This window comes from Streptomyces sp. NPDC051310, assembly GCF_044455245.1.
Taxonomy (GTDB): Bacteria; Actinomycetota; Actinomycetes; order Streptomycetales; family Streptomycetaceae; genus Streptomyces.
The window spans coordinates 1-16,147 of sequence record NZ_JBITEO010000014.1 but is presented as its reverse complement, the minus strand read 5'-3'; the positions used below and the strand labels follow the sequence as shown (position 1 = coordinate 16,147).

General features: G+C 73.2%; 13 protein-coding genes. 4 read left to right on the top strand and 9 right to left on the bottom strand.

From position 1 onward, the window contains the following. Nucleotides 1–64: 64 nt before the first annotated feature. Nucleotides 65–658 carry a dihydrofolate reductase family protein gene (locus ACIA79_RS21055; protein ID WP_399429862.1) on the top strand — a complete coding sequence of 198 codons (594 nt, stop codon included), beginning with the start codon at nt 65–67 and terminating at the stop codon, nt 656–658. On the opposite strand, the gene ACIA79_RS21050 is transcribed toward ACIA79_RS21055, so the two are convergent. Both ACIA79_RS21050 and ACIA79_RS21045 read right to left on the bottom strand, forming a co-directional pair. After that, nucleotides 645–1,250: a hypothetical protein gene (locus ACIA79_RS21050; RefSeq protein WP_399429861.1), complete on the bottom strand. Its 606-nt coding sequence runs from the start codon at nt 1,248–1,250 to the stop codon at nt 645–647. The two genes, ACIA79_RS21055 and ACIA79_RS21050, sit on opposite strands and share 14 nt — an antisense overlap. Continuing rightward, entirely contained in the window at nt 1,247–1,543 is a 297-nt protein-coding gene (locus tag ACIA79_RS21045) for a hypothetical protein (RefSeq protein WP_399429860.1), read from the bottom strand. Before ACIA79_RS21045 ends, ACIA79_RS21050 begins: the two co-directional genes overlap by 4 nt. Nucleotides 1,544–1,801: 258 nt before the next feature. Between ACIA79_RS21045 and ACIA79_RS21040 the strand changes: the two genes are divergently transcribed. Together ACIA79_RS21040 and ACIA79_RS21035 are read left to right on the top strand one after the other, a co-directional pair. Then, entirely contained in the window at nt 1,802–2,242 is a 441-nt protein-coding gene (locus tag ACIA79_RS21040) for a hypothetical protein (RefSeq protein ID WP_399429859.1), read from the top strand. A gap of 93 nt (nt 2,243–2,335) precedes the next feature. Continuing rightward, a complete protein-coding gene (locus tag ACIA79_RS21035) occupies nt 2,336–3,289 on the top strand; it encodes a GNAT family N-acetyltransferase (RefSeq protein ID WP_399429858.1) in 954 nt (317 codons plus the stop codon). A 103-nt stretch (nt 3,290–3,392) separates the two neighbouring features. On the opposite strand, the gene ACIA79_RS21030 is transcribed toward ACIA79_RS21035, so the two are convergent. The 7 genes from ACIA79_RS21030 to ACIA79_RS21000 form a co-directional block, all read right to left on the bottom strand. Next, complete coding sequence (locus ACIA79_RS21030) at nt 3,393–3,797, bottom strand: hypothetical protein (protein ID WP_399429857.1); 405 nt, start codon at nt 3,795–3,797, stop codon at nt 3,393–3,395. A gap of 56 nt (nt 3,798–3,853) precedes the next feature. Next, complete coding sequence (locus ACIA79_RS21025) at nt 3,854–6,202, bottom strand: hypothetical protein (RefSeq protein WP_399429856.1); 2,349 nt, start codon at nt 6,200–6,202, stop codon at nt 3,854–3,856. A gap of 216 nt (nt 6,203–6,418) precedes the next feature. Further along, nucleotides 6,419–7,006 (bottom strand): DUF4230 domain-containing protein, encoded by a 588-nt coding sequence (locus ACIA79_RS21020; RefSeq protein ID WP_399429995.1) that lies wholly within the window; start codon nt 7,004–7,006, stop codon nt 6,419–6,421. 115 nt (nt 7,007–7,121) lie between these two features. Continuing rightward, complete coding sequence (locus tag ACIA79_RS21015) at nt 7,122–7,934, bottom strand: response regulator transcription factor (protein WP_399429855.1); 813 nt, start codon at nt 7,932–7,934, stop codon at nt 7,122–7,124. Nucleotides 7,935–8,128: 194 nt separating this feature from the next. Beyond that, nucleotides 8,129–10,159, bottom strand: a complete 2,031-nt coding sequence (locus tag ACIA79_RS21010; protein ID WP_399429854.1) for a flavin monoamine oxidase family protein — start codon at nt 10,157–10,159, stop codon at nt 8,129–8,131. A gap of 159 nt (nt 10,160–10,318) precedes the next feature. Next, nucleotides 10,319–12,193, bottom strand: coding sequence for an NAD-binding lipoprotein (locus ACIA79_RS21005; RefSeq protein ID WP_399429994.1), 1,875 nt, complete (start codon nt 12,191–12,193; stop codon nt 10,319–10,321). 364 nt (nt 12,194–12,557) lie between these two features. Beyond that, nucleotides 12,558–13,745, bottom strand: a complete 1,188-nt coding sequence (locus ACIA79_RS21000; RefSeq protein WP_399429853.1) for a phosphatidylserine/phosphatidylglycerophosphate/cardiolipin synthase family protein — start codon at nt 13,743–13,745, stop codon at nt 12,558–12,560. Nucleotides 13,746–14,046: 301 nt separating this feature from the next. On the opposite strand from ACIA79_RS21000, the gene ACIA79_RS20995 reads away from it, so the two are divergent. After that, nucleotides 14,047–15,852, top strand: a complete 1,806-nt coding sequence (locus ACIA79_RS20995) for a S8 family peptidase (RefSeq protein ID WP_399429852.1) — start codon at nt 14,047–14,049, stop codon at nt 15,850–15,852. The last annotated feature ends 295 nt before the right edge of the window (nt 15,853–16,147 follow it).

Here is a 16,147-nt window from a genome sequence, read left to right as displayed (position 1 = left end):
ACTCCACATGTAGTACTACGTTGCCGACACTACAAGGAGAGTACTACATATGGAGTTATCACATATGCGCAAGCTCGTGTACTACGTCGCCGTCTCGCTGGACGGCCGCATCGCGGGTCCGGGCGGCGAGTTCGACTTCTTCCCGTCCGGTGACGCACAGCAGAGCGCTGCCTACAGCGCCTGGGTCAACACCCTCTACCCCGAGACCGTCCCGACCGCCTACCGCGCCGCCGCCGGCCTCGCCGACGCACCCAACCGGCACTTCGACACCGTCGTCATGGGTCTCGGCACCTACCGAGGCCCCCTCGACAGGGGGATCACCAGCCCGTACGCGCACCTGCGCCAGTACGTGGTCTCCAGCACGCTCGGGCCCGGCGTGGACCCGGCCGTCACCGTGACCCCGGGCGACCCGGTCGCCCTCGTCCGCGACCTCAAGCGGGAGGAGGGCACCGGACTCGACGTGTGGCTCTGCGGCGGTGGCAAGCTCGCGGGCGCCCTGCTGCCCGAGATCGACGAACTGGTGGTCAAGAGCTACCCGGTCGTGGCCGGCGCGGGGATCCCTGCCTTCGACGGCGTCTTCGACCCCACCGTTTTCGAGGTCGCCGAGCGCACCGCCTTCCCCAGCGGCGTCACCCTGACCCGGCTCACCCGCCGCTGAGCCCTTCGCGACCAGGGGGTGTCCTGCCGAGGGGGCGCTTGTAATAGCGCCAGGGGAAGGATCCGGAGCCGACCTGGATCCAGCCCTCCTTCTCCATCCGGCGGTGCCGCGAGCCGACGGCGAAGGGCACCCTTCGATGCTCCCAGGGGCGGTCCGACTTCTCCACGACGTGGAAGAGCGGTCCGTAGTCCACCACCTGCCAGCCGTCGCGCCCCGCTTCGGCCAGCGCCTGCATCTCGTTGAAGGCCGTCAGCGGCGTCAGCACCCGTCGCTCCGCCGCTCCGCCGGAGACGTCCGGCCCGGGGCCCTTGCCGGCGAACCGCTGCTGCGCGGCCTGCCGGCTCACGCCGAGGACGCCGCCCACGGTGTCCCAGCTATGGCCAGCGGCCCTGGCGCCCTGGACCGCTTCGCGCAGCAGTCGGCTCATCTCCTCGGCGCCGACACGGGTGGCGGCCACCAGCCGGAGGTAGCTGCGCGGGTCGCGCTCCAGCGAGTCGGCCAGCCCCTCGGGCGCGTCCAGCACAGCGGCCGCGACGGCTTCCCGGATGCGGAGGATCTCCTCCTCGCCGAGCAGTTCGGGCTCGTCCGTCATCGCCGCCCGCCCGCCTCGGCGGCGCCCAGCGGCTCCAGGGCGTCGAGCGTCTCCAGGTCGCGCCGCAGACGCTCCGCTTCCGCCTCGGCGGTCCGGTTCTTCGCGGCCGACGCACCGATGAGCGCTCCCATGGCCAGGACGATCAGCAGATCGGCGCCGAGCAGGGCGAGGAACGAAGGAGTCGCGAGGTCGTCGGCGAACGAGATGCCCATGGCGATCAGCGCGGTGGCGGCGGCGAGGAGACCGGGGGTCGCGGGCGGAACCGCGACCGCGGTGCGGGTCGATGTGTTCATGACGTCAAGGTTTCCTTGACACCGTGACCCTTGTCAAGGATTCCTTGACAAGGGTTCGCGCCGGGGTGCGCGACCCGGCGCACGACGGCCTGAAGTGTGCTGCCGCCCCCGTGCGCCCAGTAACCTGTCCCCCGGGTGATCACACCGGGGGCGAACGTGAACGAGGACGCAAGACCCGAGTTGCGGGGGGTACCGGCAGGCAGCGGAGGGCCGGGGCACGGACCCGCGGCGCCGGCCTGGCCGGTGTGGCGGCCGGACTTGCCCCGCCACGCGCCCAGCCGGGAACCGTATCTGCTCGCCGCACTGCGCATGACGGCGCCGAGCGGGCGCGTCTGGCAGCAGCACCGCCTCGTCGAGAACGCGAACCTGCGCGTCCGGCTCGTCCCGCTGCTCGGCACCCTGCCCCTGAGCCATTCCCTGCTCCAGGAACCCCACGGCGGACAGCCGTGCCGCTTCCTCCACGACGAGGTGCGGATCTGGCGCGACCCCGACCCGCAACGCTGGCCCAACACCCTCTACCGCCAGTTCGTGGAGGACGACGGCTTCCGGCAGGGCCTCGGCGAAGTCACCCTCACGCTCCGGCTCCTGACGCCGGAGGGCGACGATTTCGTCTGCTCGCGCACCATAAGCGAGTGCAACATACGGGCCGACGGACGGCTGCTCCTCACGCAGGTGCCGGAGTGCGTGCCCGAGCGGTGACGACGGCCGGCGGCGGTGCCCGCCCGCACCGTCGCGCCGCCGGCCCGCGGAAATGGTTTGCGGGCCCCGCACCCGGGGACCGACAGTGACCTGATGCAATCCGAGCCCCACTTCACCGTCCGTCCCGCCACCGTCGGCGACGCGCCCCTGATATGCGCCCTGCTCAACGAGATCGACACCATCGAGACGGGCCGGCCCGACACGGACCTGCACACCGTCGAGTCCGAGCTCGCCCACCCGGAGATCGACCTGCGGGAGGACTCCTGGCTCGCCTTCGCGGGCGACCGCCTCGTCGCCTACGCGCTGGTGTGGGACGATTCCCGAGCCGAACGCATCGATGCCGACCACTACGTGCTCCCGGGCCACGACGCCGCCGGGGAGGGGCTCCTGGCCATGGCCGAGGAGCGGGCGGCGGCACGGGCCGGTGCCAACGGCGCGTCACGCGCCGTACTGCACCTGCACCTCAATGCCCGGCCCACCACCGACGTGGACATGCTGGGCCGTCGGGGCTGGCTGCGGGTGCGGCGCTACCACGTCCTGTCGCGCCCGCTGTCCGGCGCCGACCTGGCCGCGCCCGAGCCGCCCCCGGGACTGGTGCTGCGCGACTGCACCGACGAGGCGGACCGGCGGCGCGCCCACGCCCTGGTGCAGGAGACGTTCAGCGAGCACTTCGACCACCAGCCGCGTACGTACGAGCAGTGGCTCGACGACATCGCGGGCGCCCACGTCAACTGGTCGCTGGTCTGGGTCGCCTCCCTCGGCACGGACGACGTCGCCGTGCTGTTCTCCCGCAACGACCGGCAGAGCATGGGCTGGATCAACAACATCGGCGTGCGCGCGCCGTTCCGGGGCCGCGGGATCGCCGGCCACCTGCTGCGGCACGCCTTCGCCGCGTACGCCGCCCGCGGCCGCGACACCATCGGGCTCGGTGTGGACACGCAGAACGAATCGGGAGCGCTGCGCATCTACGAAGCGCACGGCATGCGCACCGATTACGCGGTGGACACCTGGGAGGTGGTCCTCCCCGCACGGCTCCCCACGGCCTGACACGCCGCGGGGAGCGGGCGGGGCCGGCGGCGCGGGCGCGCCGGAGCGCCGCACGGCGTGGGGTCCCGCAAGCACGCGGGCGCCGGGCCCGTACCGCCGTCGCTCAGAACGACTGCACCATACGGGCCAGTTCGGCCACGGCCGCCGCCAGCGGTGCCGCGGGCTGGGCGAACAGCGTCAGCCGTTCCAGCGCGCGTCGTACCACCCCCGGCTCGGGTGAGCCCTCGTCGAGCTCCTCCCGCAGCCTGCGCAGCTCGGCACGGGGCGCCTCCTGGTCCGGCAGCGCGGCCCGGTGCTCCTCCAGCAGGCGCTCGACGAGGAGGATCAGGGCGTCCACCTGCGCGCGCTGGTCGGCGGTCGGAGCCTGCAGGGAGATCCGGCCGGCCACCGCCCTGGCGTTCGGGCCGACCGCCTGGTTGGCGACGTGGCTGTGGCCGCCGTACTGCTGCACACCGAAGTTGAGCACCTGGGAGGGCTCGTCGGGAGACTGATGGGGTTGACCGGACACGTTCTCCTCCTGCTGCCGGACGGTGCCGCGCGCCACCTGGCCCGCGCCGCTGACTGTCACTGACCCGCGCCGGTGCCGGCGGCCCGCGCCGGGGCCCCGGCGGTGGCCGATGCGGCGGAGGCCCGGGCCCCGGGGCCCACGGCCTGGTTGCCCACCATGCTGACCCCGCCCGTCTGCAGGACGCCGTGGTTCAGGATGGTCTGCGTCTGGGTACGGAAGTCGGCCGTGTCCACGCCGTGCTCGTCGAGGAAGTCCCGCACGGCCGCCAGCACGTGCCGGTCGAGGGCGTGCAGCGCCCGCTGGGCGTCCCCGGACTGGAAGTGGTGGAAGTACTCGGGGCCCTGGGCGACCTCGCGGATGCTCACCCGGGCTCCGCGGTCGAAGGCGGGGTCCTCGTGGGCCGCCCGCAGTTCCCGGCGCAGACGGCGGGGCCCGCGGTACTCGGCGGCGGCGTCGGACAGGCACGACCAGGGGGCGGCCCACAGTGCGCCACCGGCGCGCCGCAGTGCCGTGAGGACGAGGGCGGGGCTGCGTCCGGTGCGGGGGTCGGCCGGCGGCAGCAGGTCGACCGCGTGCAGGTCGCGCCGCACGGGCCCGAGGACGAACTTCTCGCAGCGCAGGTGCAGCGTCCTGCCCACGACCGCCACGTGCAGGAAGTGGCTGGGGACCACCTCGCCGCCCCACAGGGGCACGTGGGACGCGAGGCAGTGCCGGGCGACGCCGTCCGGCCGGAGGGCGATGCCGCGCACATCGCCGGCGGACAGCCGCGTGGTGGGAGCGAGCCGCGGGTCGGGAAGGAGGGAGGGCTCCTGGGCGAGTTCCCGGCCGCTGACGAAGATCCGGTCCTCCACCACCAGTCCCGTGAGGCGTGAGCATTCTCCTGAGGGCTGAGCGTTGCGGACCTGCCCGCTCCCCTGCCCCGGTACCGGCGGCCGGCCGGACGGCGGCAGACCGTCCGCAGCCTCACGCAGACGGCGGCGCAGGCGCTCCACGACGTCCCATGCGTCGAAGTCGGCGACGCCCCGCGGGAGTTCGGCTCCGGCGCCACCCGGCGGGCCGGACGGCAGCAACGGCAGGGCGAGGGCCCATTGCGATTCCCGCCTGCCGTACCCGATGAACGGCGAGAAGCCGCTGTAGCAGGTGACGTTGCCCCGCTGGGCGTCGGCCACGGCCGCGATCCTGGAGGCCGCCCATGGCTCCACCGCCCCCGGCCGGGGCAGTGCGTCCGGGTCGAACGCGTCCCTGCGGAGCGCTCCGCGCATGCGTGCGTCGACGTCCGTCTCCTCGTCCAGCACGATGCGCAGGGCCATCGCCGCGCCGACGAGGGTGGCGAGGAGCGGTGGGATGCCGAAGAGGTAGCCTCCGGTCAGCCAGCGCAGCACGCCCGGGAGGGGAAGGGCCGACAGCGTCAGCCCCGCCCCCGCACCGGCCGCGAGCAGCGCCGCCGCCGCTCCGGCCAGCCGCCACGCGGCTTCGGACGTCCGCGGCAGTTCCCGTCCGCGTACCGGGCGGCGCTTCGCCCGCGCCGCGGCCGCGCCGCCCAGGGCGCGCAGGGCGAGCGGGGCGAAGAGGAGCCACAGCGGTCCGAACAGCGCGACGAGTCCCCAGGCCGCGGTCAGTCTGCGGTCCCGTCGGCGGCGGAGCCGGCGCGCCGTGAGGCTGTGCCGGGCCACGGGGACCAGATCGACCCCGGGTGACACGGCGATCGCACCGAGCCCGTCCCCCAGCACGTCCTCGACCACGCGGCGGACGAACGCGGGATCGGTGTAGGCGGCGGCGCACAGGTAGCGGGTGACGTCACCCGGCACGGTCCCGGTGGCGACGGCCTCGGGTGCGTCCGGTGTCGAGGTGCCCATGGGGATGCTCCGTTCACGGGTACGGGACGACGTCCGGCGCCGGGCCCGTGGCGCCGGTGTGCCCGCCCTGGCGTACACGACGGCGATGAGCAGGCCCAGGGGCACGCCGAGGAGGAGGCCGTCGACGGTGAAGTTGACGAGGACGGTGGAGGGGTCGCCGCCGAAGGCGAAGATGGTGTCCGGACCGGATGTCGCGATCACGGCCCACGAGAGCACCGTGCTGGAGAGGGAGATCAGCAACCCGGTACCGAGGGCGGCGGCCCACCGGACACCCGGCGCCGGCGCCCGGATCACGAGCCGGGGCACCAGGGTGATGACCCCGAGAAGCAGGCCGGCGAGCGCCACGTAGCCCCGCCAGGTCACCAAGTGCGGAAGGTCGTCGGGTGTCGGCGTGGACCACTGCGGGACGAACAGCGCCCGGTGCAGCAGCATCAGCACGCCCTCGCGGGGCCACCAGACCAGCAGCAGCTCACGCGCCCACGGGCTGCCCGCCGCCACCAGGATCCCGCACAGGAGGACGGTTCTCCCCCTGTCGCCCGCTCTCCTCATGGCTCCCCCCGCCCATCCGAGACTCCGTACTCTAGGAAGCCGGAGCGCGGATGTCAGCCGAATGCGTGACGGGCGGAGGTGTTTTCCGGCCGAACGGGGACGCTGCCGGAAAATGAGCGAACTGTCGCTGCTTCAGCGGTGGTTCACGCCCGGGGGGGCGGCGGTGCGATGCGGGGGCGGTGCACGGGCTTCCTGCGGCGTCGGCGTGGCCCGTCGTCAGACGTAGACCACGCTCACCGTCCGGAAGCCCAGGGAACGCAACAAGCCCTCCATCATCGCGGTCGTGTTCTTCTCCGCCCGTGCGGTCAGGCCGCTCTCCCGGGCCGCCTCGCCGATGCGGCGGGCGGCCAGCCGGTGCACCGCGCGTTCGTCCGCGGGGTTGTCGGAGAACAGGTCTCCGAGGCGGTCCAGCAGCCCGCGCTGCTTCGACACCGCGTACGAACGCTCGGGGTCGAGAGCCGGCGCGCCGAGCCGTGCGCGCGGCAGGCGCAGCGTGACGGCGCTGCGGTCCTCGTTCACCGTGACGTTCTTCGGACCGGTCCGGCCGAGGTCGACGTACGCGCTCACCGAGCCGGCTCCGACGTACAGCGTCCGGGTGCCCCGCAGGGCGTCGGGCAGGAACTTCGCGTCCTTCTCCAGGTCGACGACGATCTGGTAGGTGCCCACCGCGCCCTCGTAACGGCTCATGTTCTGGATCGAGGTGAGGAGCGCGGGTCCCGAGCGGTCATGGGTCTCCTCGCCGAAGAGGTCGCCGAGGCCGCGCAGCGGGCCCAGGCGCACCGCGACGTCGAGCAGGAGCAGCAGGCAGAGGAGTACGGCGGGGACCGTGATCCACCACCGCGGGCGGGCGCGGCGGGTGGCCGGTGGGCGGCGGTCGGTCGTGTCGAGGGTCTCCACAACGCCCTCGTGCCCGCGCTGGTCATGAACACTCCCCGGGAAGCGCCGTCCGCCGGGCCGGCGGTGCGGACTCCGCCAGCAGACCCAGTTCCTGGGCGCGCAGGACCGTGCTCAGGCGGTCGACGGTGTCCAGCTTGCGGTAGAGGTTCTGCAGGTGTTTGTGGACCGTCCGCTCCGAGATGCGCAGCCTGCGGGCGATCCCGGTGGCGGGCAGTCCGCCCGCGAGAACGCGGAGGACGGCCGTCTCACGGGGTGTCAGCCCGTACCGGGCGGGGTCCGCCTGCTCGGTGCGGTGGCAGTGGCCCAGCAGCCGGGCATGGGCGGCGGCTCCGGACAGCAGGGGCTGCACCTGTGCCGCGTACAGGCGTTCCTGGGGCAGGAAGTCGGCTCCCGCGCGGTGGACGATGAATCCCTGGACCGTGCTGCCGGGGGCGGGGAGCGGGATGCCGAGCATCTGGTGCGTGCCGAGCGTCTCGCGCAGCGCACCGGCCGTTCCGCTGCCCCGCCAGGTCCGCTCCCCCACGATCTCGGCGGCGGTCCGCGGGGTCCGGTCCGGCGTCGCGCCGTAGTGCCCGGCGAACGGATAGCCCTCCCTGATGTGCCGGGCCGCTTCCGGGCCGAGCGCGGCCGGCTCGGCGGAGTCCCTGCGCCAGGCGGTGACGGCGCCGTCGGACGGCGTCCACTCGGCGTCCTTCTTGAGCAGGAGCGTGCCGTCGAGGCTCCGCAGCAGCTCCGAGGAGATCAACGGCCAGACGTCGTCGGGACGTCCGGCTTCCAGGACGCCCACGGCGAGGTCCAGCATCCGCTTGTAGGCGCTCGTCGGCAGGTCTGACACGGTCCCCCTCCATGGTCCATACGTACTTCTACCCATGGAAACGGCGGAGGCCTCGCTGCCATCGTGGGCGTACCGGATCCCCACCGGACAGCACGGGCGGGCCTTCCTCACACCCGCCCCGGTCGTGGACGCCCCGCCGTATCCCGCCGGCGGGGCGTCCGCTGTTCCCCGGTTCGCCGGCGGACGCTACCGGGTCACGAGGCGTGCACCTCCAGGGCGGCGCGTACGGCCGACTCCAGGGCGCCTTCGATCCAGGCCGGCTTCACGGACGTGTGGTCGCCGGCGAAGTGCAGGGGCCCTTCCGGGGCGGGGATGGCGGGCAGGAGCTCGGTGTGCTGTCCCGGCAGGAGCACGGATGCCTCGCCGTACGCGTACGGGTCGCGCAGCCAGCTCTGGGTGCGGCCGGCACCGGTGTAGAAGACCTCGATGCGCTGTCCGTAGACCTGCTGCATACCGCTCAGGGCGTGCGGGTAACGGGCTTCGTCGGGCAGCGAGTCCCAGCGCAGCGCGTCGTCGGCCCAGCTGTACGAGGCGAGGACCACGCCGCCGCGGCTGCCGGGCACGGGGTGGGACGGGTTGAACATGAAGCGGTTGGCGTTGTCCGTCACGGAGCCGCCGCCGCGGACCTGCGCCGCCTCGGGCTGGTCGCGGGTGGCGTGCCGGTTGGCGGCGTAGTGGACGCGCTGGGCGGGGCTGATCCACCCGCGGGGCACGGAGGGGTGCGCGCCCAGCAGGCTCCCGTCCGCGGCGGCGGCGCCGGTGCGGTAGGCGTCGTACAGATCGGGGCCGATGAGGCCGAGTTCCCGCTTCCAGTCCTCCTCGCTGAACTCCCACCAGCGGCGGCTGAATTCGAGGAGGACCTTGGTGGCGCAGTCGTAGTGGAGCTCGGTGACGGCCCGGCGCTTGGCGTAGGACATCAGCGGCGCCACCTGCACGTGCCGGAGGCCCGAGAAGGGGACCGTGACCACGGCGGCGTCGGCGGTGAACTGCTCGCGCACGACCGGGCCGTCGCGGCCTTCGGAGACGGTGTCGACCCAGACGTGCGGGCCGCCGGCCCGGACGTGCCGCACGTCTCCGCCGGGCCGCTCCGGGTCGAAGTACTCGATGCGGGTGACCCGGCGGTCGAAGCGCACCAGGTCGCGGACGTGGCCCAGCAGCGCGTCGGGCAGGACGGCCGTTCCGCCCTCCAGCTCCCAGAAGGCCGTGTCGGGGCTGATGAGCGAGGAGCCGGTGAAGCTGTGGATGAAGGACAGCGGCAGTCTGGAGGTGAGGTTCTCCAGGGTGCCGACGAGGTCGACGGTGCGCTCGTCGAGTCCGGCGTGCTCGGTGAGGAACCGGAACATCGACCAGTCCCCGAAGCGCTGCACGACCCGGGCCCAGCCCTGCACGCGCTCCGGCAGGGGCTTGTCCACCCGCTTGCCGTCGGGGCCCACGTGGCTGAACTCGTCGCGCACGGGGTCCAGGGCCTTGCGGAGGATGGTGGCCGCGGGGGTGTCCCAGTGGGCGCGCGGGACGCCGAAGGACCGGTTGATCCGGCGGGGGGCGCGGGCGTAGTCGGCGCGGCGCATGCGGATGCCGTTGACGTGGATCCACGTACGGCCGACGGGGCGGCCGTCGGGGTCGACGTCCACGTAGTGGAAGCGGCGCTTGGGCAGGTCGAGCCGGTCGATCAGGCCCATCACCAGGGGGTGGCTGCCGGGGATGCGCATGGCTCCCGCCTCGGCGTACTGGGCGGGGTCCGCGAAGGGTTGCGGTGCCTTCTCGTGTCCACCGGTGCGGAAGGTCTTGATCCGCCCGCCGGCGCGGTTGCCGTTGGCCTCCAGGACGGTCACGCGGTGTCCGGCGCGCCGGAGCAGCCACGCGGCCACCATGCCGGCCGGTCCCGCGCCGATGACGAGGACCTTCTTCGCGGGGGTGGTGCGCCGCGGCAGGCCTTTCTCGAGGACGCGTGCGTAGCCCGGCACCAGGGGCCGGTCGTGCTCGTCCACGACGAGCAGGGCCCGGGCCACGGCCAGGCACCGCTCGAAGTCCGCCACCCGCGCCCTGGAACCCGGCGCGGCCGGGGCGGCGGGCGCGGGGGCGTTCACGGCGGTGGGGGTCGCCGATGCGGTGCCGGCGGCGGTACCGGCGAGGGCCGTGGCGGCGGCGACGCCCCCGGCGGTCGTCGCGAACCGGCGCCGGGACAGCGGCGTACCGGAGGTCAGGTCGTCGTGATCTTGAGTCATGCGCTCTTCCTAGTGGAGTGGCGCGCGGCCTCACGGGGATACCGGGCAAGGCCCCCCGAACAGGGGACGGCGTCAACTCAGGGAGACGTGAGGAGCCCCGAAGTCGGGGCCATCGGCGAGATCCGGGGACGGGGGGCCACCGCGCGGTCCGCTTCGTCGTCAGTCCCTGGCGATCACGATGATCTCGTCGTGGCCGGACCACCGTCGCGGCGTCGCCTTGCAGGGGTTGATGCGCACGCCCGGGTCGCCCGCCGCGGTGGCGCCCGGGCCCGGGGGGCTGCGGAAGCCGATGGCGCACTCGCCGCGGCGCCTCGCCGACTCGACGACCGTGGCGAAGGTGGCCTCGCACCCCGGCCGCACGTAGTGGGCGGCGGGCCGGAGGTGGATTCCGTTGCCCTCGGGGGAGAACAGTTCCTCGAACAGCGCGGCGAGGTGGTGGTTCTGCGAGATCTGGGACATCAGCAGGCCGATCAGCTTGCCGCTCACGATGAAGTCGGCGCCGGGGCTGACCGGGGCGAGGACCCTGTTCCGGTCGTCGGTCATCTCGGTGACCACGGGGATCTCCCGTCCGGACGCGCGCTCCATGGCGCGCAGGAGCAGCAGGGTGACGAGCGTCCGGTCGTCCGGTTCGCCGTGGTAGCCGTGCTCGGGGCCGAGGACGATGACGCTGTCGTAGGACGCGACATCGAGGGCGTGGAGCGTGTCGGGCCGGGTCGGATCGCCGCGCCGGAAGACGACCGACAGGGTGTCACCGGCCGCGGCTCCGGAGACCCGTACGGCGGTGGCGGTCGTCTTCCCGCCCTCCGCCACGACCTCCAGGACCGAGCCGGGCAGCGTGCAGCGGGCCAGCTGCGTGACGATCCGCGGGGCGCGGCGGTTCCAGCCGAGCAGGAGCACCCGCTCGGGGCGGGCGGTCAGCTCCGGGCGCGGCATGATCACCGTGGGGTCGACGGGCGGGGGCGCGGGCGGCAGGACGGTGGTGTCGTCGTCCTGGGCGATGACCACCAGCGCGTCCTCGGGCCGGATCACCGTGTCGGGCGGCGGGCTCAGCGTGACGGTTCCGCCGTCGCGGACGAGCCCGACGACGCAGGACGTGGTGTACGCGAGGAGGGCTTCGCCGAAGGTGCGCCCGGTGAGCGCGGGTTCGGTGACCGTGTAGAACTCTGCGCCTTCGAAGTCGAGCAGCTCCTGGTGCACGGCGGACAGGCCCGGCTGACGGGCGGCCTGGACGACGAGCCGGGCGGTGATGTCGTCGACTTCGAGGACGGAGGCGTGCGGCCCGGCGGCGAGAGTGGCGGCCAGGCGGTACCGGTCGTCGCGCACCGCCGCGACGATGCGCACCGGGCTGTCGTCGCCGACCGCTGCCCGCAGGGCGAGCAGGGTCTTGACGATCTCACCGTCCTCCGACGGCTTGTCGCCCGGCAGCACCACGACGGCGTGGGCGGTGGCGGGACTGACCCGCAGGAGGTCGTTGGGGTCGGTGAGGCGTCCGCTGCGGCAGATCAGCCGGGTGCGGCCCGTGGCGCCCACCTTGGCGTCGAGCGCCTCCTCCATCTCCGTCTTGTTCTCGTCGGCGAGGACCACCACGGCGGCGCGGCGCTGGTTGGCGTTGGCCTCGACCAGCTCGGACACGACGGTGAACACCTGCTCCGACCAGCCGAGCACGACCGCGTGCCCGCGCTCCAGGACCGCGGAACGGCCCCTGCGCAGGGCGAGGAGCCTCTCGCTGAGTCCGGTCGTGATGAGGCTGACGAGAGTGGAGACGTACAGCAGGGCGACGAGGGCGAGCAGCACCGACAGCGCGATCCGCAGGGGCGGTCCCGCCTCGCCGCCGAGCCGCAGCGTCTCCCCCGTGTTCTTCCAGACCTCGACGAGCTTGCCCGACAGCGAGTCGGGGGCCCGGCGGTCCGTCCAGACCAGCACCGCGCTGGCGGGGACGACCAGGGCCAGGCAGGCGGCCACGAGCCATCCGACGAGGACGGGGGTGCCACCGGCGAGCGTGTTGTCGAACCAGTACCACGCGCGCTGTCCCAGGGCCGGTCGCCTCCCTGTCCCCGCGCCCGCCCCGTGCGGGCCCTGCGGCCGCGCCTTCCGGTCGCGCGCCCCGCCCCAGCCGTCACGCGGCCCGTCCCGGCCGTCACGCGTTCCGTCCCGGCCGTCCGCGCCCGGGGCCCTGCTGCTCCCGCCCGGGCGGCCCGGCGCCTCGTGGTCCGGGTGGCTCTCGTTCGTTTCACCCCCACGGTCCGCACCCTGCTGCCGGCCTGCGTCATCACTCGTCCTCCGCACGGCACCAGGGTGTGTCCCCGTACCGCCGGCACATCGGTTTCCCGTCGCAATTCATCCCATCGAGAACGGGAGGCCGGCCGTGTCCCGGTCGGGTCGCGGCCGTGTGCGCCGCCTACAGGAACCGGCGGATCGGGGTGACCGCCGCCTCCCTCAGGCGCTGCAGCGCGGCGCGGCGCCTCCAGCGGCGGAGGTCGATGACGGCGCTGTCCGCCAGGTCCTGGTCGAAGTGCTCGTCGAGGGTGGCGGTGAAGGTCTCGTCGAGCGCCGCCAGCATGACTTCCTCGTCGTGGTCCATGGAGCGGCGGTTGAAGTTCGTGGAGCCGATCAGGGACGCCACCCCGTCCACCGTGATGATCTTGGCGTGCATCATCGTGGGCTGGTACTGCCGGATCTCCACGCCCGCGCTCAGCAGTTCGGTGTAGTGGCTCTGTCCCGCCAGCTGGCAGGCACGCTGGTCGGTGTACGGCCCGGGCAGCAGGATCTGCACCTGCACGCCCCTGCGCGCGGTCGCGCAGAGCAGGTCGATGAAGTACGTGTCGGGGGCGAAGTAGGCCGTGGCCAGGCGGAAGCGCTCCTCCGCGGAGGTGAGCATGACCCGGATGAGGGTCTGCATGTCCTGCCAGCCGATGCTCGCCGATCCGCGGACGACCTGGACGATCGACGTACCGTGCTGGGCGTGTTCGGTGAACCGGTCCCGGTCGTCGTACAGCTCGTCGTGGCACTCGGCCCAGTTCTGCGCGAACGCGGCGGCGATGCCGTCCACGGCCGGGCCGCGGACCTGTACGTGCGTGTCGCGCCACTCGCCGGGGTTGCGGGCGTCGCCGCACCACTCCTCCGCTATGCCGACACCTCCGGTGAAGGCGGTGTGCTCGTCCACGATGAGGGCTTTGCGGTGGCAGCGGTGGTTCTGTTTGAACGGCGAGAGCCAGAACGGCTTGCGGAACCAGGCGATCTGGACGCCCGCCGTGTCCATGGTGTCGAGCAGGTCGGTCTCGATCTGCCGCGCGCCGAAGCCGTCGAGCAGCAGCCGTACGCGGACACCGGCCCGGGCGCGTTCCGCGAGGGCGGCGGCCAAGTCGCGGGCGATCCTGCCGCGCCAGTAGACGAACGTCATCATGTCGACGGTGTGCTCCGCGCCGCGGATGGCGGCCAGCATGGCCGGGAAGATCTCATCGCCGTTGCGCAGCGGCACGAGCTCGTTGCCTTCGGTGGCGGCCACGCCGATCAGCCGCTCCAGACGGCGTCTCAGCCGTTGTTTGCGGGCCTCGCTGACGGAGGCGGGGTGTCCGAGGCTGGTCATGACGAACCTCCTGCTGATGGGGCCAACGACATAGGTGACAGGTGCCCCGAACAGCGCCACCGCAACAGCCGCTCACCCGGCGGTTGCGGCCCTGCATCGGTGGGGCGCGTGGGACCGGTGTGCCGCGTGCGGCGGCGCGGGTTGCGGTGGCAGGTGCCGCTGCGTGCGCCCTCGGTCACTGCCGGGTGAAGTGCAAGGGTTTCCCCTCTTCCTGCGCTGTTGGGGTGTCTGACATCGTGCGTTCGCCCCCTACACATTCGGCCCGGCGGCCCGACCGGCAAGCCGGGACTCGGAGGACGCATTGATACCTCACATATTCAGCCGGCTCCGGACACCTGTGGTCGCCGCCGTCGCGCTCGGTGCCACGCTCGGTGCCACGCTCGCGTTCGGAACGCCGGCCGTGGCCGCCGGCACGGCGCCTCAGGCGCCGCAGGCAGCCCAGGCACCTCAGGCGCCCGCGGCGAGCTGGGCCGCCGGGACCCGTGCCTACCTCGTCATCGCCGCGCCCGGTGACCTGTCGGCCGTACGGTCGGCAGTGACCGCCAACGGCGGTTCGGTGTACGCGTCCTACGACGCGATCGGTGTGGTCGTGGCGCATTCGGCGTCGGCCGGCTTCGCCTCCGCCCTGCGCGCTGTGGCGGGAGTCCAGCAGGTGGGCGCGACGCGCACCTCGGACGTGCCGGCCGACGCGTACAACCCCGCGCTCCCGGCGAACCCGGCCCAGTCGCCGACCACGCTGACGGAGAGCCTGACGCGCTGGGACATGACGCAAATCAAGGCGGACCAGGCCTGGGCGGTGTCCACCGGGTCGGCGGCGGTCAAGGTGGGCGTGCTGGACACGGGCGTGGACGACCAGCACCAGGACATCGCGCCGAACTTCAACGCCGCCGACTCCGTTTCGTGCGCGTACGGCAAGCCGGACACGCGCGCGGGCGCCTGGCGGGACATCGACACGCACGGCACGCACGTCGCCGGTACGATCGCGGCCGCGAAGAACGGCAAGGGTGTCGTCGGTGTGGCCCCGGGGGTCAGGATCTCCGCGGTGCGCATCGCCGAACCGGGCAGCGGGCTGTTCTTCGCGGAGAACACCATCTGCGGCCTCATGTGGGCCGGTGACCACGGCTTCAAGGTCACCAACAACAGCTACTACACCGACCCGTGGCAGTTCAACTGCCCGGACAACGCCGACCAGGCCGCCATCATCGAGGGCGTCAAGCGCGCTCAGGAGTACGCCGAGCGCCACGGCTCCCTGCAGGTCGCGGCGGCCGGCAACTCCAACCTGGACCTGGCCAACAAGACGGTCGACACGCAGAGCCCGAACGACTCCACCCCGGTCACCCGCACCATCACCAACGCCTGCCTCGACATCCCGACCGAGCTCCCCGGCGTGGTGACGGTGGCCGCGATGGGCAAGGGCAACGTCAAGGCCTCGTACTCCAACTACGGCAACGGCGTCATCGACATCGCCGCGCCCGGCGGTGACGGCACGTCCGGTGTCTACTCCACGCTGCCCGGCGGCAAGTACGGCAACAAGAACGGTACGTCGATGGCCTCGCCGCACGTCGCGGGCGTCGCCGCGCTGATGGCGAGCGCCGACCCGGCCGCCACCCCGGCCGACCTGCGCGCCAGGCTCGGGGTGCAGGCCAACGACGTCGCCTGCCCGTCGGACAGCCGCTGCACCGGTACGACCACGAAGAACGGCTTCTTCGGCGAGGGCCAGACCGACGCGCTGAAGGCCGTCGCCGGCTCCACCCCGCCCCCCGGGTCGTACTTCGAGACCACCGCGGACGTCGCGATCGCGGACAACGCGACCGCCGAGAGCCCGCTGACCGTCTCCGGCCTGACCGGCAACGCGCCGGCCACGCTCCAGGTGGGTGTCGACATCAAGCACACCTACCGCGGTGACCTGGTCGTCTCCCTGGTCGCTCCGGACGGCACGGTGTACCTGCTGGAGGACTTCGCCAACAACGACGGCACCGACAACGTGGCCAAGACCTACACGGTCAACGCCTCCGCCGAAGCCGCCAACGGGACATGGAAGCTCCGGGTCCGGGACATCGCGACCCAGGACACCGGCAGGATCGACGCCTGGAACCTGACCTTCTGATCCCGCGACCCCCGCGCGACCTCTCGCACCGCCGCTGCCGTCGCGTGCCCCGACCGGGCGCGCGACGGCAGTGCCGTGGGGGGGGGGGGGGGGGGGGGGGGGGGGGGGGGGGGGGGGGGGGGGGGGGTTTGGGGGGGGGGGGGGGGGGGCCGCCCCCCCGGGGGGGGCGGGGGGGGGGCCCCCCCCCCCGGCCCCCGCCGGGGGGGCCGGCGCCGGTGCGGTAGGCGTCGTACAGATCGGGGCCGATGAGGCCGAGTTCCCGCTTCCAGTCCTCCTCGCTGAACTCCCACCAGCG

Coding starts and splice junctions, on each gene's coding strand:
- ACIA79_RS21000 (WP_399429853.1), bottom strand. CDS start 13,745: ATGACCAGCCTCGGACACCCCGCCTCCGTCAGCGAGGCCCGCAAACAA.
- ACIA79_RS21050 (WP_399429861.1), bottom strand. CDS start 1,250: ATGACGGACGAGCCCGAACTGCTCGGCGAGGAGGAGATCCTCCGCATC.
- ACIA79_RS21010 (WP_399429854.1), bottom strand. CDS start 10,159: ATGACTCAAGATCACGACGACCTGACCTCCGGTACGCCGCTGTCCCGG.
- ACIA79_RS21035 (WP_399429858.1), top strand. CDS start 2,336: ATGCAATCCGAGCCCCACTTCACCGTCCGTCCCGCCACCGTCGGCGAC.
- ACIA79_RS21025 (WP_399429856.1), bottom strand. CDS start 6,202: ATGAGGAGAGCGGGCGACAGGGGGAGAACCGTCCTCCTGTGCGGGATC.
- ACIA79_RS21055 (WP_399429862.1), top strand. CDS start 65: ATGCGCAAGCTCGTGTACTACGTCGCCGTCTCGCTGGACGGCCGCATC.
- ACIA79_RS21045 (WP_399429860.1), bottom strand. CDS start 1,543: ATGAACACATCGACCCGCACCGCGGTCGCGGTTCCGCCCGCGACCCCC.